The sequence below is a fragment of the Pseudoduganella plicata genome (assembly GCF_004421005.1).
Lineage (GTDB): Bacteria > Pseudomonadota > Gammaproteobacteria > Burkholderiales > Burkholderiaceae_D > Rugamonas > Rugamonas plicata.
In genome coordinates this window covers 3,356,371-3,378,472 of record NZ_CP038026.1, presented here as the reverse complement: position 1 = coordinate 3,378,472, position 22,102 = coordinate 3,356,371, and the positions used below count along the sequence as shown (strand labels likewise).

General features: G+C 64.1%; 16 protein-coding genes and 1 pseudogene. 11 read left to right on the top strand and 6 right to left on the bottom strand.

Annotated features, from left to right (window positions below; genetic code table 11):
* Window positions 1-134 precede the first annotated feature (134 nt).
* Window positions 135-683, bottom strand: coding sequence for an acyloxyacyl hydrolase (locus E1742_RS14785; RefSeq protein WP_134385670.1), 549 nt, complete (start codon window positions 681-683; stop codon window positions 135-137).
* A 190-nt stretch (window positions 684-873) separates the two neighbouring features.
* Here E1742_RS14785 and E1742_RS14780 point away from each other — a divergent pair.
* Window positions 874-1,724: pseudogene (locus tag E1742_RS14780) on the top strand (NAD(P)-dependent oxidoreductase).
* Here the strand turns inward: E1742_RS14780 and E1742_RS14775 are convergent.
* Entirely contained in the window at window positions 1,725-2,918 is a 1,194-nt protein-coding gene (locus E1742_RS14775) for a M20 aminoacylase family protein (RefSeq protein WP_134385669.1), read from the bottom strand. It abuts the pseudogene before it with no gap.
* Between the two features lie 164 nt (window positions 2,919-3,082).
* Between E1742_RS14775 and E1742_RS14770 the strand changes: the two genes are divergently transcribed.
* The 4 genes from E1742_RS14770 to E1742_RS14755 all read left to right on the top strand — a co-directional run bounded on the left by E1742_RS14770 (window position 3,083) and on the right by E1742_RS14755 (window position 10,048).
* On the top strand, window positions 3,083-5,158 hold the full coding sequence (locus tag E1742_RS14770) for a molybdopterin-containing oxidoreductase family protein (RefSeq protein WP_134385668.1): 2,076 nt from the start codon (window positions 3,083-3,085) through the stop codon (window positions 5,156-5,158).
* A gap of 75 nt (window positions 5,159-5,233) precedes the next feature.
* The gene (locus E1742_RS14765) at window positions 5,234-6,298 is read left to right on the top strand and encodes an aminopeptidase (protein ID WP_134385667.1); all 1,065 of its coding nucleotides are present in this window, start codon (window positions 5,234-5,236) and stop codon (window positions 6,296-6,298) included.
* Window positions 6,299-6,594: 296 nt separating this feature from the next.
* Complete coding sequence (locus E1742_RS14760) at window positions 6,595-8,292, top strand: long-chain fatty acid--CoA ligase (protein ID WP_134385666.1); 1,698 nt, start codon at window positions 6,595-6,597, stop codon at window positions 8,290-8,292.
* A gap of 85 nt (window positions 8,293-8,377) precedes the next feature.
* Window positions 8,378-10,048, top strand: coding sequence for a long-chain fatty acid--CoA ligase (locus E1742_RS14755; protein WP_134385665.1), 1,671 nt, complete (start codon window positions 8,378-8,380; stop codon window positions 10,046-10,048).
* A 9-nt stretch (window positions 10,049-10,057) separates the two neighbouring features.
* Here the strand turns inward: E1742_RS14755 and E1742_RS14750 are convergent, their stop codons facing one another.
* On the bottom strand, window positions 10,058-10,951 hold the full coding sequence (locus E1742_RS14750; protein ID WP_134385664.1) for a LysR family transcriptional regulator: 894 nt from the start codon (window positions 10,949-10,951) through the stop codon (window positions 10,058-10,060).
* A gap of 120 nt (window positions 10,952-11,071) precedes the next feature.
* On the opposite strand from E1742_RS14750, the gene E1742_RS14745 reads away from it, so the two are divergent.
* The 4 genes from E1742_RS14745 to E1742_RS14730 are packed head-to-tail and all read left to right on the top strand — an operon-like array spanning window position 11,072 to window position 16,001.
* Window positions 11,072-12,322, top strand: coding sequence for an acyl-CoA dehydrogenase family protein (locus E1742_RS14745; protein WP_134385663.1), 1,251 nt, complete (start codon window positions 11,072-11,074; stop codon window positions 12,320-12,322).
* The gene (locus E1742_RS14740) at window positions 12,319-13,146 is read left to right on the top strand and encodes an SDR family oxidoreductase (RefSeq protein WP_134385662.1); all 828 of its coding nucleotides are present in this window, start codon (window positions 12,319-12,321) and stop codon (window positions 13,144-13,146) included. The genes E1742_RS14745 and E1742_RS14740 overlap by 4 nt, the downstream gene beginning before the upstream one ends.
* Window positions 13,146-14,990, top strand: coding sequence for an acyl-CoA dehydrogenase (locus E1742_RS14735; protein ID WP_134385661.1), 1,845 nt, complete (start codon window positions 13,146-13,148; stop codon window positions 14,988-14,990). The genes E1742_RS14740 and E1742_RS14735 overlap by 1 nt, the downstream gene beginning before the upstream one ends.
* 36 nt (window positions 14,991-15,026) lie before the next feature.
* Window positions 15,027-16,001, top strand: coding sequence for an NADPH:quinone oxidoreductase family protein (locus tag E1742_RS14730; RefSeq protein ID WP_134385660.1), 975 nt, complete (start codon window positions 15,027-15,029; stop codon window positions 15,999-16,001).
* A 7-nt stretch (window positions 16,002-16,008) separates the two neighbouring features.
* Here the strand turns inward: E1742_RS14730 and E1742_RS14725 are convergent, their stop codons facing one another.
* Both E1742_RS14725 and E1742_RS14720 read right to left on the bottom strand, forming a co-directional pair.
* Window positions 16,009-17,583 carry an alkaline phosphatase D family protein gene (locus tag E1742_RS14725; RefSeq protein WP_134385659.1) on the bottom strand — a complete coding sequence of 525 codons (1,575 nt, stop codon included), beginning with the start codon at window positions 17,581-17,583 and terminating at the stop codon, window positions 16,009-16,011.
* A 2-nt stretch (window positions 17,584-17,585) separates the two neighbouring features.
* Window positions 17,586-18,026, bottom strand: a complete 441-nt coding sequence (locus tag E1742_RS14720; RefSeq protein ID WP_134388181.1) for an acyl-CoA thioesterase — start codon at window positions 18,024-18,026, stop codon at window positions 17,586-17,588.
* Window positions 18,027-18,117: 91 nt separating this feature from the next.
* Between E1742_RS14720 and E1742_RS14715 the strand changes: the two genes are divergently transcribed.
* A complete protein-coding gene (locus tag E1742_RS14715; RefSeq protein ID WP_134385658.1) occupies window positions 18,118-19,950 on the top strand; it encodes an ABCB family ABC transporter ATP-binding protein/permease in 1,833 nt (610 codons plus the stop codon).
* A gap of 142 nt (window positions 19,951-20,092) precedes the next feature.
* Entirely contained in the window at window positions 20,093-20,425 is a 333-nt protein-coding gene (locus E1742_RS14710; protein ID WP_134385657.1) for a hypothetical protein, read from the top strand.
* A 72-nt stretch (window positions 20,426-20,497) separates the two neighbouring features.
* Here the strand turns inward: E1742_RS14710 and E1742_RS14705 are convergent, their stop codons facing one another.
* A complete protein-coding gene (locus E1742_RS14705; protein WP_134385656.1) occupies window positions 20,498-21,799 on the bottom strand; it encodes a dicarboxylate/amino acid:cation symporter in 1,302 nt (433 codons plus the stop codon).
* Between the last annotated feature and the right edge of the window lie 303 nt (window positions 21,800-22,102).

The window sequence follows — 22,102 nt, the reverse complement described above, 5'->3', positions numbered from 1 at the left end:
ATCAATCTACCAACTTCAAACCTCCGCCGCCACCTCCTGCTTAGATCGTCAAGCCCGTCTTTCCCCGTATTCCGCGTAGAACCAATAAAAAGCCCGCCAGAGGGCGGGCTGCAATGCGGGTAAAGCGAATCAGATCAGAAGCGATAAGCCAGCTTGATGACGCCATAATCGACGCCGCTGTTCGGCTTCTTGATGCTCGCGTTCGAGAAGTGTTGCATCTTGAGGGCCACTTCCCAGTTCTTGTTGAAGACGTAGCCGATACCGATATGGTCACCGAACTGGAAGGCGGTCGACAGGCCGTCGTCGTTGTTGTCGTAGTGGTGGGACAGCAGGTGTGCGCCGATGCCGATCTCGGCGTACAGGCCCAGCTTGTTGGTGTTCTCGAAGCGGAACACGGGCGTGAAGCCGATGTCGACGATGTGCGACTTATCGCCCGGCACGTTCTTGTACTGGCGCAGTTGCCAGTAGCCGATGCTGGCGTCCCAGTAACCTGTCAGGTGGGTGCCGTTGGACTCGAACCAGCTCCAGCTGGGTTTCCAGTCCTGGGTGGCGCCCAGGCGTGCCATGCGCACTTTCGATGCCGAGCCGAATTCGCCATACGTCGTATCGACCAGCTTGCCGTCGGCAGCAAATGCCGCCTGTGCGGCCATCAAGGCGATCACCGCCGCAATGATTTTTTTCATTTGGTTCTCTCAAAATAGTGGTGCCTTGTCCGTGGCGATAAGGCAATCCTGATATTGTACCCATTCTCGTACATTCCTTCCGCCCGTGCCGTAGTTGTTAGAATCGTGACAATCAACGATCCATGGAGTGCAAAGAGTGCCATTGTTTTCGAAAATCGCTTTTCTCGGTATAGGGCTGATGGGTAACCCGATGGTCCGCCGGCTGCGCGCGGCTGGCCTGGCCATCCACGCATGGAACCGTACCGTCAACAAGGCCGAGGCCCTGGCCGACAGCGGCGCCGTGCCGGTCCCGCTGCTGGCCGATGCCGTGCGCGACGCCGATATCGTCATCTCCATGCTGGAATCCGGGCCGGTGGTCGGAGAAGTGATCGGCAGCGCATTGCCGGCACTGCGCCCTGGCGCGCTGTGGATCGACATGAGCTCGACGCGCCAGGGTGAAGCGCAGGATTTCAATACCAGGCTGCAGGCGGCCGGTTGCCGGTTCGTCGACGCACCCGTGTCGGGCGGCGTCGGCGGCGCCCAGGCGGGTACCTTGGCGATCATGGCCGGGGAGAGGAGGCGGACGTCGAACAGGCCCGTCCGGTGCTGGCGGCGATGGGACGATTGACCCACGTCGGCCCTGCCGGCGCGGGCCAGGTGGCCAAGCTGTGTAACCAGTTGATCGTCGGCGGCACGATCAATATCGTGGCGGAGGCGTTGTTGCTGGCACAGGCGGCCGGGGCCGACCCTGCCGCCGTGCGTGCCGCGATCCGCGGTGGCTTTGCCGAAAGCCGTATCCTAGAAGTGCACGGTCAGCGCATGCTGGAGCGAAACTTCATGCCTGGCGGCCAGGTGACGACGCAACTGAAGGACATGTACAACATCCTCGCCGCGGCGGCGGCAGCCGGGGTGGCGCTGCCCGTCACCAGCCTGGTGACGGAGCGCTACGAGTCGATCCGCGATGTGTATCCGCAAGCCGACCATGCGGCCGCGCTGCTGGCGTTGGAGCGCCTGAATCCCGGCCTGCGCGTGGGCGACGCGCCCGACCGGTTGCCCAACTGATCAGCGCAGCGGCAGTGCCCGTTCCACCAGCCGCACCCAGAAGCTGGCGCCAACGGGCAGCAGGTTGTCGTTGAAGTCGTAGCTGCCGTTGTGCAGCACGCAGGGGCCGAGGCCGTGGCCACCATCGCGGTGCTCGCCTTCGCCGTTGCCGATGAAGATGTAGCAGCCCGGCTTTTCCTGCAAGAAGAAGGCGAAGTCCTCGGCGCCCATCGTCGGCTCGACATTGGCATTGACGCGGTCCATGCCCACGACTTCCTTCATCACGTCCACGGCAAAGGCCGTTTCCGTCGCGTGATTGACGAGCGGTGGATAGTTGCGCTTGAACGTGAAGTCCACTTCCGCGTCAAACCCGGCCGCGATGCCTTCGGCCAGCTGCCCCATGCGCCGCTCGATCAGGTCGAGGACCGGGGTCGTGAACGTGCGCACCGTGCCGACCAGTTCGGCCGTGTCGGGAATGACGTTGGTGGCACTGCCCGCATGGATCTGCGTGATCGACAGCACGGCCGTATCGAGCGGGCTCTTGTTGCGGGTAATGATTGTCTGCCACGCCTGCGCGATCTGCACGGCAATCATGACGGGATCGATGCCGTTGTGCGGCTGCGCCGCATGGGCGCCTTTGCCGCGCACGGTCACGTGGAATTCGTTGGACGACGCCATCATCGGGCCCGTACAGACGTTCATCGTGCCGGCCGCGTAGCCGGGCCAGTTGTGCATGCCATAGATCGCGTCCATCGGGAAACGGTCGAACAGGCCATCTTCGATCATGCGGCGGGCGCCGGCGCCGCCTTCCTCGGCGGGCTGGAAGATCAGGTAGACAGTGCCGTCGAAATCGCGCTGGCGCGCCAGGTGATACGCCGCACCCAGCAGCATGGCCGTGTGGCCGTCATGCCCGCAGGCGTGCATCTTGCCGGGATGGCGCGAGGCGTGCGCGAAAGTGTTCACTTCCTGCATGGGCAGCGCGTCCATGTCGGCGCGCAGGCCGATGGCACGGTTCGAGCTGCCGTTCTTGATGATGCCGACAACGCCTGTCAGGCCCAGACCACGCACGACGGGGATGCCCCACTCGGTCAGTCTGGCCGCGACGGCGTCGGACGTCCGTACTTCCTCGTAGCATAGTTCAGGATGGGCATGCAGATCGCGCCGGATCTGCTGCAGCTCGGATTGGAACGCAATAATGGGTTCGACGAGTTTCATCTGGCTCTCCAGTTTTCTCATGCGCCTCGGGTCAAGGCATGTCGCCAGCAGCGGTGGCTTCATTGTAGCCCTTGAGGGCGGGGGAGGCCAGCCGTAGCCATCGCAGCCATGTTGCGCCGAATGGTTTACGATAGAGGCTTGCCCGCAACATCTGTCCTCATTCCATGACCACCACACAAGTTCGTGCCGCCTGCCCGCACGACTGCCCCGATACCTGCGCCATCCTTGTCACCGTCGAGAACGGCATCGCCACCGAGATCAAGGGCGATCCCGACCATCCCACCACGGCCGGTGTGCTGTGCACGAAAGTGTCGCGCTATGCCGAACGCACGTATTCTCCCGACCGCCTGCTGTATCCGCTGCGCCGCGTGGGCGCCAAGGGCGAAGGAAAATTCGAGCGCATCAGCTGGGACGAGGCGCTGGACACGATTGCCGCGCGCCTGAAGCCACTGGCCGAAGAGCGTCCCGAAGCCATCCTGCCGTACAGCTACTGCGGTACGATGGGCCTGCTGCAAGGCGAGTCGATGTCGTCCCGCTTCTTCAACCGCGTCGGCGCGTCGCTGCTGGACCGCACCATCTGCGCGATGGCCGGCGCCACCGGGTACAAGTATACGATCGGCGCCTCCATCGGCACGGACATGGAGCAGTTCCAGAACGCGAAGCTGATCGTCATCTGGGGCGGCAATCCGATCGCGTCGAACCTGCACTTCTGGATGCGCGTGCAGGAAGCCAAGCGGCGCGGTGCCCGGTTGATCGCCATTGATCCCTACCGTTCGCTGACGGCCGAGAAATGCCATATGCACATCGCGCTGCTGCCCGGGACGGACGCGGCGCTGGCACTGGGCATGATGCACGTGCTGATCGCGGAAAACCTGATCGACCAGGACTACGTCGACCAGTACACCTTGGGCTATGCGCAGCTGAAGGAACGGGCGGCCGAGTGGACACCCCAGCGTACCGCCGAGGTCTGCGGCATTACCGTCGACGAGGTGCTGGAACTGGCGCGTCTGTACGGCCAGACGGCGAAGGCAGGCGAACCGGCCGCGATCCGCGTCAACTACGGCGTGCAGCGCGTGCGCGGTGGCGGCATGGCCGTGCGCAACATCGCCTGCCTGCCGGCGCTGGTGGGCGCGTGGCGCCACGCGGCCGGGGGCATCCAGCTGTCGACGTCCGGCTCCTTCCCCGCCAACCGCGCCGCCCTGCAACGGCCCGATCTGCTGAAAAAGCTGCCGCGCACGATCAACATGACGACGATCGGCGACGATTTATTGCGCCCGGCGTCGGCTGCATTCGGACCGAAAGTCGAGGCCGTCATCGTCTACAACGCCAACCCGCTGGCGATTGCGCCGGACTCGTCCAAAGTGGCGGCCGGCTTTGCCCGCGATGATCTGTTTACAGTGGTGCTGGAGCAGTTCCAGACGGATAGCGTGGATTACGCCGATATCGTGCTGCCGGCCACCACGCAGCTGGAACACACGGATGCGCACCTGGCCTATGGCCACCTGTACATGATGGCAAACAACCCGGCCATCGCGCCGCTGGGCGAAGCGAAACCGAACACGGAGATCTTCCGCCTGCTGGCCCAACGCATGGGCTTTGACGATCCATGCTTTGTGGAGACCGACGACGAACTGGCAGCAAAGGCGTTCCGCACCGATGACGTTCGTGCCATGCATTTCGACTGGGAGGCGCTACGCCGGAAAGGGTGGCAGAAGCTGAACATGCCCGAAGCACCATTTGCCTGCGGCAATTTCCCCACACCTTCGGGAAAATGTGAATTCTTTTCGGCGAGCATGGAAGCGGACGGTCTGGACCCCCTTCCCGCCTACATTGAAAACTACGAATCTGCAGCAAGTACCCCCGATCTCGCAGCAAAATACCCGCTTGCGATGATATCTCCGCCAGCGCGCAACTTCTTGAACTCGACTTTTGTCAATGTACAAAGCCTGCGCGCCACGGAGGGCGAACCGCAGCTCGATATTCACCCTGACGATGCGGCAACACGTGGTATCAACCACGGCGAAATGGTGCGTATCTTCAACGATCGTGGCTCGTTCGTGTGCAAGGCCCGGGTCACCGAAAAGGCCCGCAGAGGGCTGGTCGTGGGCCTGTCGATCTGGTGGAAGAAACTGGCGCGGGATGGCAAGAATGCCAATGAAGTGACGAGCCAGCGACTGACCGACATGGGCCGTGCGCCGACATTTTACGATACACTCGTTCAGGTGGAGAAAGCCCTGTGAGTCCGATGTATGCGCAAGTTTGCCTTTTTGAATACACGTGCCCGATACCTCGTGGCGGGGCTTTCTTGCGCGGCAATGCTGGCAGGTTGCGCGCAGTTCAAGTATTACTTCCAGGCGGCGCAGGGCCAGTATTCGCTGTGGTCCGAGTCGCGTTCCGTCGACGACTGGCTGGGCGATCCGGCCACCGATCCCAAGCTGCGCGCGCGCCTGGAGAAGGCGCTGTTTATCCGCCGTTTCGCCGTCAAGGAACTGGGCTTACCCGATAACGCCAGCTATAAAAATTACGCAGCCCTGAACCGTCCCTTCGTATTGTGGAATGTCGTTGCGACGCCAGAGCTGTCGCTGCGTCCCATCCAGTGGTGCTTCCCCATTGCCGGTTGCGTGGCCTACCGCGGCTACTACAACAAGGAAGACGCGATGGCCTATGCCGAGGAGCTGCGCGTCGAAGGCGACGACGTGCAGGTGGGCGGCGTGCCCGCGTACTCGACACTGGGCTGGTTCAGCGATCCGCTGCTGTCTACCTTTATCAATTATTCCGATGCCGAACTGGCGCGCATGGTGTTCCACGAGCTGGCGCATCAGGTCGTCTACATTGCCGGCGACTCGCGCTTCAATGAGGCGTTCGCCACGTCCGTTGAAGAGGCCGGTGTCGAGCGCTGGCTGGAGCTGTATGGCAACGAGGCAATGCGCGAAGCCTATCTGCGCTACAGCGGTCGTCGCAAGGATTTCCTGGCGCTGCTCGTCAAGCACCGGCAGATGCTGTCCGACCTGTATGCCAGCAAGCTGAGCGTGAAGAAGAAACGCGAGGAAAAGGCGCGCATCTTTACGGCCCTGCACGACGAGTACAAAGTCCTGAAAGCGAACTGGGGCGGCTACGCCGGCTATGACCGCTTCTTCTCGGAAAAGCTGACCAACGCCCATCTGGCAGCCGTTGCGACCTATAACGACCTGTTGCCAGGCTTCCGCGCCTTGCTGGCAAAGGAAAAAGACTTCCCACATTTCTATGCTGCGGTGCAGCGCATGAGCAATCTGCCTTCCGTCGAACGCCATGAGCGTCTTGTCCAGCTCGGTGAGCAGATGGCACAGCCGACGCCAACCGTGCTGGCCGAGAAGCAGCCCGACACGGTTGGCGGGCGCTGATTGCTGCACCGCGCGATGCGAACCGGCTCGAACGGCCCGGTCCTTACATAAAAAGCGCTTGCATCGCCGACGGCGTGCCGATAGCATCTTAGCTGGCAGATAGTACGAGCGTTCTTTTTTCTGGACGCTGCCGCTGACAGGCAAATTCACGCCGGTGCTGTGCTGCCGGCGCCTACAATAAGGACAGGCTCGCAATGCCACGGCAGGTGCCTGGATCGGCCATGCGGTACCGGCCGGACCGAGCGCGCGCAGGGCGGACGACCTCCCAACGATAATATCGAGACAAGAGGCACAGCATGGATAAAATCTGGTTGAAGTCTTACCCGCCCGGCGTTCCTGCCGACATCGATCTTTCTCAATACCGCTCGCTGGCACATCTTCTGGAAGAGTCGTTCCAGAAGTACGCCGCGCGCAAGGCGTTTGTCTGCATGGACAAATTCCTCACGTACGGAGAACTGGATGCCTACTCGAAGCGCCTGGGCGCCTGGCTGCAAAGCCGCGGCATGAAACCGGGCGCGCGCGTGGCGCTGATGATGCCGAACGTGCTGCAGTATCCGATTGCGATCGCCGCCGTGCTGCGTGCCGGCTACACCGTCGTCAACGTCAATCCCCTGTACACGCCGCGCGAGCTGGAGCACCAGCTGACCGATTCCGGCGCCGAGGCCATCGTCATCCTGGAAAACTTCGGCCACACGCTCGAGCAGGTACTGGCGCGCACGGCCGTCAAGCACATCATCGTGGCCAGCATGGGCGAGATGCTGGGTGGTCTGAAGGGCGCGATCGTCAACTTCGTCGTGCGCAACGTCAAGAAGATGGTGCCGGCCTATTCGCTGCCCAACGCCGTGCGCTTCCGTGCCGCGCTGAACCACGCGTCCGCCATGAAGCTGACACCTGTCGAGCTGGGGCAGGACGACATCGCCTTTTTGCAATACACGGGCGGCACTACCGGCGTGGCCAAGGGCGCCACGCTGACGCACCGGAACATCATCGCCAACGTGCTGCAATCCGAAGCGTGGTCGCAGCCGGGGTTGAAGAAGGAGCCCGTCAGCGACGAGATCTCGATCGTCTGCGCGCTGCCGCTGTATCACATCTTCGCGCTGACGGCGTGCGCCATGTGGGGCATGCGCGTGGGCGCGCTCAATATCCTGATTCCCAACCCGCGCGACATCCCCGGCCTGATCCGCGAACTGTCGAAATACAAGTTCAATATGCTGCCGGCCGTGAACACGCTGTACAACGCACTCGTCAGCCATCCCGATTTCCGACACCTGGACTTTTCCGGCCTGAAAATCGCCAACGGCGGCGGCATGGCCGTGCAGCAGGCCGTCAACGACAAATGGCTGGCCGCGACGGGCGTCGCGATCATCGAAGGCTATGGCCTGTCCGAGACGTCGCCGGTGGCGACGTGCAACCGGGCCGACAGCACGGCGTTCTCCGGCACCATTGGCCTGCCGGTGCCGTCGACGGAAATCGCCATCCTGGACGACGACGGCAAGGAAGTGCCGCTGGGTCAGCCCGGCGAGATCGGCATCCGCGGGCCGCAGGTCATGAAGGGCTACTGGAACCGGCCGGACGAAACGGCAAAGGTCATGACACCCGACGGTTACTTCAAATCGGGCGACGTGGGGATCATGGACGAGCGGGGATATGTCAAAATCGTCGACCGCAAGAAGGACATGATCCTCGTTTCCGGTTTCAACGTGTATCCGAACGAGGTGGAAGCGGTGGCGGCGGCCCACCCGGGCGTACTGGAATGCGCCTGTATCGGCGTACCGGACGAACATTCGGGCGAGGCCGTCAAACTGTTTGTCGTGCGGCGCGACCCGGATCTGACGGTCGAGACGCTGATGGCTTATTGCAAGGAAAACCTGACAGGTTACAAGAAGCCGAAATATATCGAGTTCCGCGACGAACTCCCGAAAACCAATGTCGGCAAGATCCTGCGTCGGGCGCTGCGCGACGAGACGATCGCCGGCGCCAAGAAGGCAGCATAAAATACCTGACCGCAGGCCAAGCCGCCTGCCGGTCAGGCGGCTTTTTATTGAAGCTGCCGCAGATACATGAAAGAAGAGGCATCGAATGGAAAAAATCTGGTTGAAATCCTACCCCGAGGGCGTACCGGCTGAAATCGACAGCACGCAGTACCGCTCGGTGACGCACCTGCTGGAGGATTCGTTCCGGAAGTACGCGGACAAGAACGCCTGCGTGTGCATGGACAAGTTCCTGACCTATGGGCAGGTGGACCAGATGTCGCAGAAGTTCGGTGCCTGGCTGCAGAGCAAGGGCCTCAAGCCGGGCGCGCGCGTGGCGATCATGCTGCCGAACGTGCTGCAGTATCCGGTGGCGATGGCGGGCATCCTGCGCGCCGGCTACACGGTCGTCAACGTCAATCCCCTGTACACGCCGCGCGAACTGGAACACCAGCTGAAGGACTCTGGCTCGGAAGCGATCGTCGTGCTGGAAAACTTCGCCACCACGGTGCAGGAAGTGCTGCCGAACACCCCCGTCAAGCACGTCGTCGTCGCCACGATGGGCGACCTGCTGGGCGGGATCAAGGGGAGTGTCGTCAACCTCGTCGTGCGCCACGTGAAGAAGATGGTGCCGGCCTATTCGCTGCCGAATGCCGTCTCGTTCAAGCAGGTGCTGGCCGAAGGCAGCCGGATGACGCTCTCGCCGGTCAAGACGGGCCACGACGACATCGCCTTCCTGCAGTACACAGGCGGCACGACGGGCGTGTCGAAGGGGGCGATGCTCCTGCACCGCAATGTCGTCGCCAACGTGCTGCAGAACGAAGCATGGCTGCAGATGAAGCCGCAGGCGGAGCAACTGGTGTTCGTCTGCGCGCTGCCGCTGTACCACATCTATTCGCTGACGATCAGCGCCTTCATGAGCATGCGCACGGGCGGCCTGAACGTGCTGATCCCGAACCCGCGCGACATCCCCGGTTTTGTGAAGGAACTGGCCAAGTACAAGGTCACCGTGTTCCCGGCCGTGAACACGCTGTACAACGCGCTCCTGAACAATCCGGACTTCCACAAGCTCGATTTCTCCAGCTACAAGCTGTGTAACGGCGGCGGCATGGCCGTGCAGCAGGCCGTGGCGGACCGCTGGCTGAAAGTGACGGGCACGCCGATCATCGAAGGCTACGGCATGTCGGAAACGTCGCCGGTGGCCACCGCCAACCGCATCGACATCAAGGAATTCACCGGCACGATCGGCCTGCCGATCCCGTCGACCGACGTGTGTATCCTCGACGACGACGGCAACGAAGTCCCGCTGGGCGTGGCCGGCGAGATCGCTATCCGCGGCCCGCAGGTGATGGCCGGCTACTGGCAGCGCCCGGACGAGACGGCGAAATCGATGACGCCCGATGGCTACTTCAAGACGGGCGACGTGGGCATCATGGACGAACGGGGCTACACCCGCATCGTCGACCGCAAGAAGGACATGATCATCGTCTCCGGCTTCAACGTCTATCCGAACGAAGTGGAAGGCGTCGTCGCCGCCCATCCGGGCGTGCTGGAATGCGCCTGCATCGGCGTGCCGGATAAGAACTCCGGCGAAGCCGTAAAACTGTTCATCGTGCGCAAGGATCCGAACCTGACGGCCGAGCAGGTGCTGGACTTCTGCAAGCACGAGCTGACGGCGTACAAGAAGCCGAAGTACATCGAGTTCCGCGACGAGCTGCCGAAGACGAACGTCGGCAAGATCCTGCGGCGCCAGCTGCGCGATGAGAAGCGCGCCGCTTAAAATCCGACGTCATCCCTCGCGGTACGCTTCCGCGATCAGCCCCCGTAACCAGCGCTGGCCGGGATCCTCGTCCAGCGCCGCGTGCCAGTACATCTCGATCCGCAGCGGTTTTAACCGTATCGGCAGCGGCCGCACGGCGATCGGCAGCAGTGCCGCCATCGCATTGGCGTAGCCTGCGGGCGCGACCAGCAGCCAGTCGCTGCCTGCCACCACCTGGCAGGCCGAAAAGTAATGTTGGCAGACCATGCCGATATCGCGCGCCTTGCCGCCTTCCAGCAGCAGCTGGTCGAGCGGGTCCGGGCCGCCGTGCGACACCACCGACACATGCTTCGCCGCCAGGAACTCGCGCGTGCGCAGTGTCCCCGCGGCCAGCGGGTGATCCGCCCGCAGCACCACCACCATGGTTTCGTGCGCCAGGAACGCGCTGTTGATGCGGCTGTCCGTATGCGTGCTGCGGTCGATGACGAGGTCGATGGCGCCGGATACCAGCTGGCGGTCGACGTCCTCGCGCGGCACGCGCCGGCTGATCAGCTTTACTTTCGGCGCCTGCGCCGTGATGTGGCGCACCAGCGTGGGCAGCATGCTCGACTCCAGCACGTCCCGAAACCCCACCGTGAACACCGCGTCCACCTGGGCCGGATCGAATTCGCCCGCCGCTTCCACCGCCGCGCGCAGGCCGCTCAGGTGGAACTGGATCCTGGGCATCAGGGTGCGCGTCTTGAACGTCGGCACCATGCGGTTGCCCTGCCGGACGAACAGCGGATCGTCGAACATCTGGCGCAGGCGGTTCAGCGAATGCGTGATCGCCGGCTGCGTCAGGTGCAGCGCGTTGGCCGCGCCCGTGATGCCGCCGTTGGCGTAGATCGATTCCAGCACTTTCAGCAGGTTGACGTCGAAACGCATGCACTTCCTTTCGCTGCGCCCATAAATGGGATTGATGACCTCCATAAAAATACGTCAATTTGATTTAATGGGCAACTGCACTAGACTCGGTTGCGACAACAGCAGAGCGAGGAGCGGAAAATGGACTTCGAACCCAGCGCCCGGGCGGCCGATTACCTGGCCCGCGTCCGGGCATTCATGCGCGACGAGATCGCGCCCGTGGAGCCCGCGTTCTGGGCCGGCATCCGGCAAGCCAACCATGGCGCCGACTGGACGCGCTGGCAGGTGCCGGCAACGCTCGATGAACTCAAGCGCAAGGCGCGCGCCCAGGGCCTGTGGAATATGTTCCTGCCCGATGCCGAGGCGGGCGCCGGCTTGTCGGTGCTGGAGTACGCACCCATTGCCGAGGAATCGGGCCGCAGCCTGCTGGCGCCCACCGTCTTCAACTGCAATGCGCCCGACAGCGGCAATATGGAACTGCTGTTCAAATACGGCTCCGCGGAGCAGAAGGCGCGCTGGCTGGCGCCGCTGCTGGCGGGCGAAATCCGCTCGGCCTTCTGCATGACGGAGCCGGACGTGGCGTCGTCCGATGCGACCAATATGCGCGCTACCGCCGTCGTCGATGGCGACGAGATCGTGCTGAATGGACGCAAGTGGTGGTCCAGCGGCATCGGCGACCCGCATACGAAGATCCTCGTCGTCATGGCGCACACGCCCGACGCGGCCAGGGGGCGCCACGAGCAGCATTCGATGGTGCTGGTGCCGGTAGACACCCCGGGTGTCACGATCGAGCGTATGCTGCCTGTATTCGGCTTTTACGACGAACCGCACGGCCACGGCGAGATCGCCTTCGAGAACGTCCGGCTGCCGCTGTCGGCCGTCGTCGCCGGTCCCGGTCGCGGCTTCGAGATCGCGCAGGGGCGCCTGGGGCCGGGCCGCATCCACCACGCCATGCGCTGCATCGGCGCGGCCGAGGCGGCGCTGGAGCTGATGGTCCATCGCGGCATGCAGCGCATTGCGTTCGGCAAGCCGCTGATGGAGCTGGGCGGGAATGCCGAGCGGCTGGCCGAAGCGCGCATCGCCATCGACCAGGCGCGCCTGCTGACATTGCACGCGGCGTGGAAAATCGATACCGTGGGGGCGGCGAAAGCGATGAAGGAGATTTCCCTCATCAAGGTCGTGGCACCGAACGTGCTGCAGCAGGTGTGCGACATGGCGATCCAGATCCACGGCGGCGCCGGACTGTCGGACGACACCCCGCTGTCCGCCTTCTTCATCCAGGCGCGTTCGATCCGGCTGGCGGACGGGCCGGACGAAGTCCACAAGACGCTGATTGCGAAACTGGAGCTGAAGCGGCTGGGCTACGGCACAACAAGGAGAGAGACGGCATGAGCGACAGGATTTTCATCACCGGCGGCGCTTCGGGCCTGGGCCGCGAAATCGCCCTGCGCTGGGCGCGCGCGGGTGCCCGCGTCTGCATTGCCGACCTGCACGACGAACGCGGTACCGCTGTCGCGGCGGAGATCGGCCAGGCCGGCGGCACGGCACTGTACCTGCACTGCGACGTGACGCAGAGCGACGATCTGCACGCGGCCGCGCAGCGCCTGGTCGTGGAGTGGGGCGGCGTGGACATCGTCGTCAACAACGCCGGCGTCGCCACGGCAGGCGTGGTCAACGCGGAGCCCATCGAGCAGTGGCAGTGGATCCTGAACATCAATCTGCTGGGCGTCGTGCGCGGCTGCCAGGCGTTCGCGCCGCTGCTGCGGGCACAGCGCCGCGGCCACATCGTCAACATCGCGTCGATGGCGGGACTGGTGCACCCGCCCGGCATGGGCAGCTATAACGCCAGCAAGGCGGCGGTCGTGGCGTTTTCCGAGACCCTGTACCTTGAGCTGGCGAACGACAATGTCGGCGTGTCGGTGGTGTGTCCTTCGTTCTTCCAGACCAATCTGGCCGAGTCGCTGCGCACCACCGACCCGAAAGCGGCGGCCGCCGTGCAGCGGCTGCTGCGCAAGGGCCGCATCACGGCGTCCGGCGTGGCCGACAGCATTTTCAATGCCGTGCAGAGTAACCAGTTCCTCGTGCTGCCCCATGCGGACGACCGCAAGACCTATCTGATGAAGTGTTATCTGCCGGTGCGCACGTACCTGAAGAAGATGCTGCACCTGACCCGTAAATCCTTTCCTGGCGCCCGCGCCGCACCGAAGGAAGCCTGATGCCATCGACGATCCTGTCCCGCCGCGACCTGGCGTTCCTGCTGTACGAATGGCTCGATGTGACGAGCCTGACGGCGCGGCCCCGCTTTGCCGACCACTCTCGCGAAACGTTCGATGCGGCGCTCGACACGGCCCAACGCATCGCCACCGACCTGTTTGCAACCCACAATAAAAAGAACGACCAGAACGAGCCACATGTCGTCGACGGCAAGGTGGTGCTCATCCCGGAAGTGCAGGCGGCGCTGGACGCGTACTGCGAAGCGGGTCTGCTGGCCGCGGCGCAGGATTACGAATACGGCGGCATGCAGTTGCCATGCGCCGTCGAGAAAGCCGTGTCGGCATGGTGCATGGCGGCGAACGTGGCGACGTCGGCTTACCTGCTGCTCACGTTGGGGAATGCGAACACGCTGCTGAAGACGGCCACGCCGCGCCAGGTCGAACGCTTCGTCAAGCCGATGCTGGCCGGCGAATTCTTCGGCACGATGTGCCTGTCCGAGCCGCAGGCGGGATCGAGCCTGTCGGACATCACGACGCGTGCCGTGCCGGATCCCGTCGCAGGGCCGGATGGCGAACGGCAGTACCGCCTGTTCGGCAACAAGATGTGGATATCCGGCGGCGAGCATGAACTGGCCGGTAACATCGTCCACCTGGTGCTGGCGAAAATTCCGGATGCAGAAGGGCGGGCGATCCCCGGTGTGAAGGGGATTTCGCTGTTCATCGTGCCGAAGTTCGTGCTGGACGCCGACGGCAGGCCGGGCGCGCGCAACGACGTCGTGCTGGCGGGCCTGAACCACAAGATGGGCAACCGCGGCACGACCAACTGCCTGCTCAACTTCGGCGAAGGCAAATACCTGCCCGACGGGCGCGCGGGCGCCATCGGCTACCTCGTCGGCCAGCAGCATATGGGGCTGGCGAACATGTTCCACATGATGAACGAGGCCCGCATCGGCGTCGGCATGGGTGCGACGGTGCTCGGCGTGACGGGCTACCTGCATGCCCTCGACTATGCGCGCACCCGCCTGCAGGGCCGCCATCCGGCGCAGAAGGACCCGGCGCAGCCGCAGTTGCCGATCGTCGAGCACACGGATGTGCGGCGCATGCTGCTGGCGCAGAAGGCGTACACGGAAGGCGCGCTGGCGCTGGTGCTGTATTCGGCTCGCCTCGTCGACGAGCAGCGTACCGCGCCGGACGAGGCGGCGCGCGAGCGGGCCGGCATGCTGCTCGATTTCCTGACGCCGATCACGAAGTCGTGGCCGGCGCAGTGGTGCCTGGAGGCGAACAGCCTCGCCATCCAGGTCCATGGCGGCTACGGTTATACGCGCGAATACAACGTCGAGCAGTTCTATCGGGACAACCGCCTGAATGCCATCCACGAAGGCACGCACGGCATTCATGGCCTCGACCTGCTGGGCCGTAAGGTCACGATCCAGGGTGGGGCGCTGTTGCGCGCCATGGGCGAGGAAGTGCTGCGCACCGTGGACAAGGCGGCCGGCACGGAGCTGCAAGCCTACGCGGAACAACTGAGCCAGGTCTGGACGCGCATCCTGGAGGTGACGCAGGTGCTGTACGCCGCCGGCGACATGAACAAGACGCTTGCCAACGCCAGCGCGTATCTGGAAGCCGTGGGCCATACCGTGATCGCGTGGATGTGGCTGGAGCAGGCGCTGGTGGCCACGGCGGCATTGGCGAATGCGGGCACGGACGACGAGCGCAACTTCTATCGCGGCAAACTGCAGGCGTGCCGGTATTTTTACCGCTGGGAGCTGCCGACGGTGGCGCCGCGGCTGGCGCTGCTGGCTGACCTCGACACCACCGCGCTGGATATGCAGGACGAGTGGTTCTGACCTGCGGGTTCTGACAACAGAGAATAAGGAGACAAGATGAAAGCTGTCGTATGCAAGGCATGGGGCCTGCCCGAAACCCTGGTCGTGGAAGAGCTGCCGGACGTGACACCCGGCCCCGGCCAGGTCGCGATCGACGTCAAGGCGGCCGGCGTCAATTTTCCGGATGTGCTGATCATCCAGGGCAAGTACCAGTTCAAGCCCGAGCTGCCGTTCACGCCGGGCAGTGAACTGTCCGGCGTCGTCAGCGCAGTCGGCGACGGCGTCACGGCGGTGAAGCCGGGCGACCGCGTGATTGCGTTCACGGCCAGCGGCGCGTTTGCCCAGCAGGTCGTGGTGCCGCAGCAGGCCATCATGCCGATGCCGCCGGGGATGGATTTCGATACGGCGGCTGCCGTCACGCTGACGTACGGCACGTCGCACCACGCCGTTGTCGACCGTGCAGCCTTGCAGCCGGGTGAGACGATGCTGGTGCTGGGCGCGGCCGGCGGTGTCGGCCTGGCCGCCATCGAGATCGGCAAGGCGCTGGGCGCACGCGTCATCGCGGCGGCATCGAGCGACGAAAAGCTGGCGGTCTGCCGCGAGCACGGTGCCGACGTGACGATCGACTACAGCAAGCAAGACCTGCGCGAAGCGATCAAGGCGGCGACCGACGGCAAGGGGCCGGACGTCATCTACGACCCGGTCGGCGGCGAGTATGCGGAGCCCGCGTTCCGCTCGATCGGCTGGCGCGGCCGCTATCTCGTGATCGGCTTTGCCAATGGCGAGATTCCAAAACTGCCGTTCAACCTGATGCTGCTGAAGGGCGCGTCGGTGGTCGGCGTGTTCTGGGGCGAGTTCGCCAAGCGTGAACCGGCCGCCAACGCCAAGGCGATGCGCCAGCTGATGGGGTGGATGGCCGAAGGTAAAGTACGGCCCCACGTATCGGCACGCTATCGGCTGGAGCAGACGGCGCAGGCGCTGAACGACATGGCGGCGCGCAAGGTGACGGGCAAGGTCGTCATCGTGCCGTAAACGCCGTTCAGATGTCCCGGATGACGCGCGGCGCCCCGGCTTCCAGCGCGAACCGTGCCAGCGTCGACACGCCGCTGGCCGGATCGCGCACATTGTCCAGCCCCTGGAACAGCACGGTGGTGCGCGCCGGCGTCAGTTCCATCAGCATATAACCGCGCCGGTCGCTGCGGCCATACTTGATGTGCGGGTTCATGGCGACGTATTGCGCGGTGCGCTGTTGCGGACGCGAGTTCGACGTGATCGACGTGCCGCAGAATTCGGTCGCCACGACGGGATTGCGGGGCCGTCCCGGCTGCGTGGGATCGCGCCGCAGTTCGGCCGCATAAAACGTGTGCACGTCGCCCGACAGCACGACCGGATTGGCGGCGCGGCTCGACGCGAGCGCATCGAGCAGCCGTTGGCGCGCGGCCGGGTAACCGTCCCAGCCATCGGTCCAGAAGCGGCCGTCGCTGACGCGGCGGATCTCCACCTGCGACGACTGCGCCATCAGTGTCTGCTGCGCCAGGATATTCCAGCGCGCCGGCGACGTGCGCAGGCCGTCTTTCAACCAGCGTTCCTGTTCGGTGCCCAGCATGGTCCGCTGGTCGTCCGCCAGCATCGCGCAGGCATTGCGGTAGACGGAGCTGGAGCCGCCGCGGCCCGGCCGCGGGCACGCTTGCGGCGAGCGGTACTGGCGGTTGTCCAGCACGTGGAAGCGCGCCAGCCTGCCCCAGTCGTAGCGGCCATGCATACGCACCGTGGCGAAACTGCGCGCATCGAAACGGATCGGCTGGTGCTCGCAGTAAGCCTGGTAGGCGGCGGCGCGGCGCGCGGCGAAGTCGGGCGACAGCAGCTCGTCGCGCAGGGCGCCATAGTCGTTCGCCACCTCGTGGTCGTCCCACGTCATGATCCAGGGTGCAGCCAGGTGCGCCGCCTGCAGGTCGCGGTCGGTTTTATAGTGGGCGTAGCGGGCCCGGTACTGCGCCAGCGTAAAACTTTCGTCACGCCGGACGGCGCGCTCCGGGTGCGTTGTACTGTATGCGCCCCATTCGTAGATGTAGTCGCCCAAAAAGGCGACGAGATCCGGCGCGGCTTTCGCGATATGGCGGTGCGCCGCATACGCGCCGAATTCCCAGTGCTGGCAGGAGGCGACGGCCAGCTTCAGCGTGTCCGGCATGCTGCCGGGTGCTGGCGCCGTGCGCGTGCGCCCCGTCGGGCTGACAGCGTCACCCAGGATAAAACGGTACCAGTACCAGCGGCCCGGCCGCAGGCCGCGCACGTCCACATGCACGCTGTGGGCCAGCGCGGGCAGGGCGTTGGCGCTGCCCTGCGCGGCGATGCGCCGGAACGCTTCGTCTTCCGCCACCTCCCAGCGCACGGTCATGGCGACGGGCGGCGTGGTGCCGGCATCGAGCGGGTCGTACAGGATGCGCGTCCACAGGACAATCGAGTCGGGCAGCGGCGCACCGGAAGCGACGCCGAGGGTGAACGGATAGGGGCTGTTGCGGGGCGCCGCGAAGATCGTCGGCACGGCGGCGGCCAATGCCGCCAGACCCGCGACACGGGTGCCCGTCAGCAGCAACAGCCGGCGGCCGTCATCCATGCCTATTTGTGCAGCAGCGATTCGATCGGCGGCACGGGACGCGGCTTGCGGTCCGGGCCCGTGGCCACGTAGGTAAGGGTGGCTTCGGTCACCTTGACGATGTCGGCCTGGAGGCGGTTGCGCTCCGCATAGACCTCCACGTTGACGGTGATCGAGGTATTGCCGACCTTGACGATATCGGCGTAGAACGACAGCAGGTCGCCGACAAACACGGGGTTTTTGAAGACAAACGAGTTGACGGCAATCGTGGCGACACGGCCGTTGGCGCGCCTGGTGGCCGGCAGCGAGCCGGCGATGTCGACCTGGGCCATGATCCAGCCGCCGAACACGTCGCCGTACACGTTCGCGTCGGCGGGGGCGGGCATCACACGCAGCTCGGGCATTTTGCCGACAGGCAGGCCGTTGTGCTGCGGTGGAACGGAGGTGGCTTGGGGCGTGGTCATCATGAAATCTCTTCTGGGGCTACAATGGGCCAAATTGTAAACCACGGCGCGCCGGCCAGCCTGAAGGCACGCCGCCAGCCCACAGCCAGCCATGCGCCGTTCAGCCCATCCCGACATCCCTGCCACGCCATCCGCCAACAGCCGCGGTGATTTTGCTACCCTGAAAACACTGTTGCCCTACCTGTGGGTCTACAAATGGCGCGTGGGCGCCGCGCTGGCGGCACTGGTGGGCGCCAAACTGGCCAATGTCGGCGTTCCCGTCGTCCTGAAACACTTGGTGGACGCGCTGACGATCAAGCCGGGCGACCCGCAGGCGCTGCTGATGCTTCCTCTTGGATTGCTGGTGGCCTATGGCGCCTTGCGGCTGTCGACTACCGTCTTCACGGAACTGCGCGAGTTCCTGTTTGCCCGCGTGACGCAGCGCGCCGTGCGCACCATTGCTCTGAAGGTTTTCCGCCACCTGCACGCGCTGTCGCTGCGCTTCCACCTGAACCGGCAGACCGGTGGCATGACGCGCGATATCGAGCGGGGCACGCGTGGCGTCGGTTCGCTCATCTCGTACACGCTGTTCAATATCCTGCCGACGCTCGTCGAGATCACGCTGGTGCTTGGCTACCTGGTGACGCACTACGACATCTGGTTCTCCGTCATCACGTGCGGTGCGCTGGTGCTGTACATCACATTTACGGTGCTGGTGACGAACTGGCGCACGCACTTCCGCCGCACGATGAACGACCTCGATTCGAAGGCCAATACCAAGGCGATCGACTCGCTGCTGAACTACGAGACGGTCAAGTATTTCGGCAACGAGGAATACGAGGCGCGCCGTTACGACGAAGGGCTGAAGCATTACGAGACGGCGGCCGTGAAGTCGCAGACGTCGCTGTCGCTGCTGAACACGGGCCAGTCGGCCATCATCGCCACGGCCGTCACGCTGATCCTGTGGCGAGCCACGCAGGGCGTCATCGACGGCAAGATGACCCTGGGCGACCTGGTGCTGGTCAACTCGTTCATGATCCAGCTGTATATCCCGCTGAACTTCCTCGGCGTGATCTACCGCGAGATCAAGCAAAGCCTGGCCGATATGGAGCGCCTGTTCGCGCTGCTGGACCAGAACCGCGAGATCGCCGATGCGCCCGATGCCCGCCCGCTGCAGACGCAGGGCGCGCTGGTGAGGTTCAACCACGTCGACTTCAGCTACGAATCGAAGCGCCAGATCCTGTTCGACGTCGACTTTACTATTCCCGCCGGGACGACGACGGCCGTGGTGGGTCACAGCGGCTCGGGCAAGTCGACCCTGTCACGCCTGCTGTACCGCTTCTACGAAGTGGACAAGGGCGCCATCACGATCGACGGCCAGGACCTGCGCGCCGTAACGCAGGACTCGCTGCGCCACGCGATCGGCATCGTCCCGCAGGATACGGTCCTGTTCAACGACACCATCGCCTACAACATCGGCTACGGCAAGCCGGGCGCCACGCAGGAAGAGATCGTGGCGGCGGCCAGGGCGGCGTCGATCCATGAATTCATCGAGAGCCTGCCGGACGGCTATGCGTCCATGGTGGGCGAGCGGGGGCTGAAGCTGTCGGGCGGCGAGAAGCAGCGCGTGGCCATCGCCCGTACGCTGCTGAAAAACCCCGCCATCCTGATCTTCGACGAAGCGACATCGGCGCTCGACTCGAAGTCGGAGCAGGCGATCCAGGCGCAATTGAAGGACATCGCAAAGAACCGCACGACGATGGTGATTGCGCACCGCCTCTCCACGATCGCCGATGCCCACCAGATCCTCGTCATGGACCACGGCCGCATTGTCGAACGGGGCACCCACCAGGCGTTGCTGGCCACAGGCGGCATGTATGCCCAGATGTGGGAGCGCCAACAGGCCCGTGGCGACGAGGAGCTGCCGGCGGAGGCGCTGGCGTAAGTGTCGGTATGTTTTACAACCTCGCCGGTACACTCGCTGGCTGCGCAGCAAGCGGTTGATTCTTGAAGACTTTCCTCGCTGGCTTGTAAATTGCGTGGAATCGAGCAGACCGCGCGTCGCACGGTATCTGCCGGAGGTTGTCGTGAAATCCTTGCTGCTCTGTTGTCTTGCCGGGCTGCTGCTGTCGGCCAGCGTGCCGGCAGCCGCGGCGATCTGGCTGGGAGACTATCCGACCGGGACTCTGGCCGTGCCGGCCCAGCCGGTGGCGGACACCCTGCCATCCCTCGATCTGCCTGACGATGAAACCGGCCTGACCGAATCCCATCCGGTCGTACTGGCGGCGCCATTGCCGCCCGTTCCGGAGCCGATGCTGGTGGTGATGCTCGCGTGCGGCTTGTTGCTGATGATGCCGGGGGCATGGCTGGCGGAGTGGTCGCGGTTGGGCGACCATCGGCGCTTGCTCCGTGGCGCATGAACGCCCGTCCGCAACGCGCCAGAAAAAAGCCGGGCATGCAGCCCGGCTTTGTTGTTGCTGCAGCGCGCCCGCTCAGGGCAGCGGCGCTGTTGCCAGGTCCTTCTTCGTCGGTGTCGTCAGCTCGCCTTCCCATTTCGCCACGACGGCGGTGGCGATGCTGTTGCCGATCACGTTGGTGGCCGAGCGGGCCATGTCGAGGAAGTGGTCGATGCTAAGCAGCAGCACCAGGCCTGCCTCGGGGATATTGAACTGCGACAGCGTGGCGGCAATGACCACCAGGGAGGCGCGCGGCACGCCGGCCATGCCTTTCGATGTGAGCATCAGCACGGCCATCATCGTCATCTGGGTACCAAGCGAGAGCTCGATACCGTAAGCTTGCGCGATGAAGACGGCGGCGAACGTGCAATACATCATCGAGCCATCGAGGTTGAACGAATAGCCGATCGGCAGCACGAACGCCGCAATGCGGTTACGCACGCCGAAGCGTTCCAGGCCTTCCAGCGTTTTCGGGAACGCCGCTTCGGACGACGCGGTGGAGAAGGCCAGCAGCGTCGGGCCGCGCACTTCCGTCAGCAGATCGAAGATGCGCTTGCCCAGGAAAATGAAGCCGGCAGCGATCAGCAGCCCCCACAGGATAGCGATGCCCAGGTAGAACTCCGCCATGAACACGCCGTAGGTCTTCAGCACGCCCAGACCTTCCTTGGCGATGATGCCGGAGACGGCTGCAAACACGGCCACGGGCGCGAACTGCATCACATAATGCGTTACTTTCAGCATGATGTGGGCGATGCCGTCGATCGATTCGATCAGCGGATCGGCTTTCTTGCCGACGGCGGCAGCGGCCAGGCCGAAGAACAGCGAGAACACGACGATCTGCAGGATCTCGTTTTTCGCCATGCCATCCACGATCGACGACGGGACCAGGTGCGTGATGAAGTCTTTCAACGTCAGGCTGCTGGTGGCGAGGTTCGCGGCCGGGCCAGTCGCCGCCAGCGTGCCGGTCAGGGCGTCGCCTGGGCGGAAGATGTTGACGAGCACGAGGCCCAGCGCCAGGGACATCACCGATGCGATGAAGAACCAGCCCAGCGTTTTAAGGCCGATGCGGCCCACCTCGCCCGCGTCGCCCATGCGGGCGATACCGACGACCAGCGTGGAGAACACCAGCGGTGCGATGATCATCTTGATCAGGCGGAGGAACAGTGTCGTGATCAGCGACATCGTGTCGGAATACTTTGCCGGTGTTTCCATCGACATGTTGAGCAGGTAGCCCGCCAGGATGCCGAGCGCCAGCGCCACGAGGATATAGGTGGTCAGGCGGCTTTTCTTCTCCGGCGCCGCATCGACGGCGTGGTCCGTGTGGTTCTTAATGTCCATGGTTCTGGTCGTCCATAGTAATCTCCCTGGTAGGGCGCGCGCTGCCGGGTGGGCGGCGTGGCCGGGTTTGCCGCTAAAATGCTAAAAAACCTCGCCAACCTGCTGCAAGCCATGACTCCGGCCTGCGCGCATCGTTGTCCGTCCGTGCTGTACTTCCGTGCAGCGATGCTGGCCAGGCCGGAAGGCCGCCGCCAGCGGTTTTCCGAGGTTTTTTTGCTGGTATCTTCGCACGCTCTCGTTCGGATCGTTGCTAAAAGATAAGGCAATTTAATAAATAAGTCCCGCAGTATCCTTGTGGCTCAG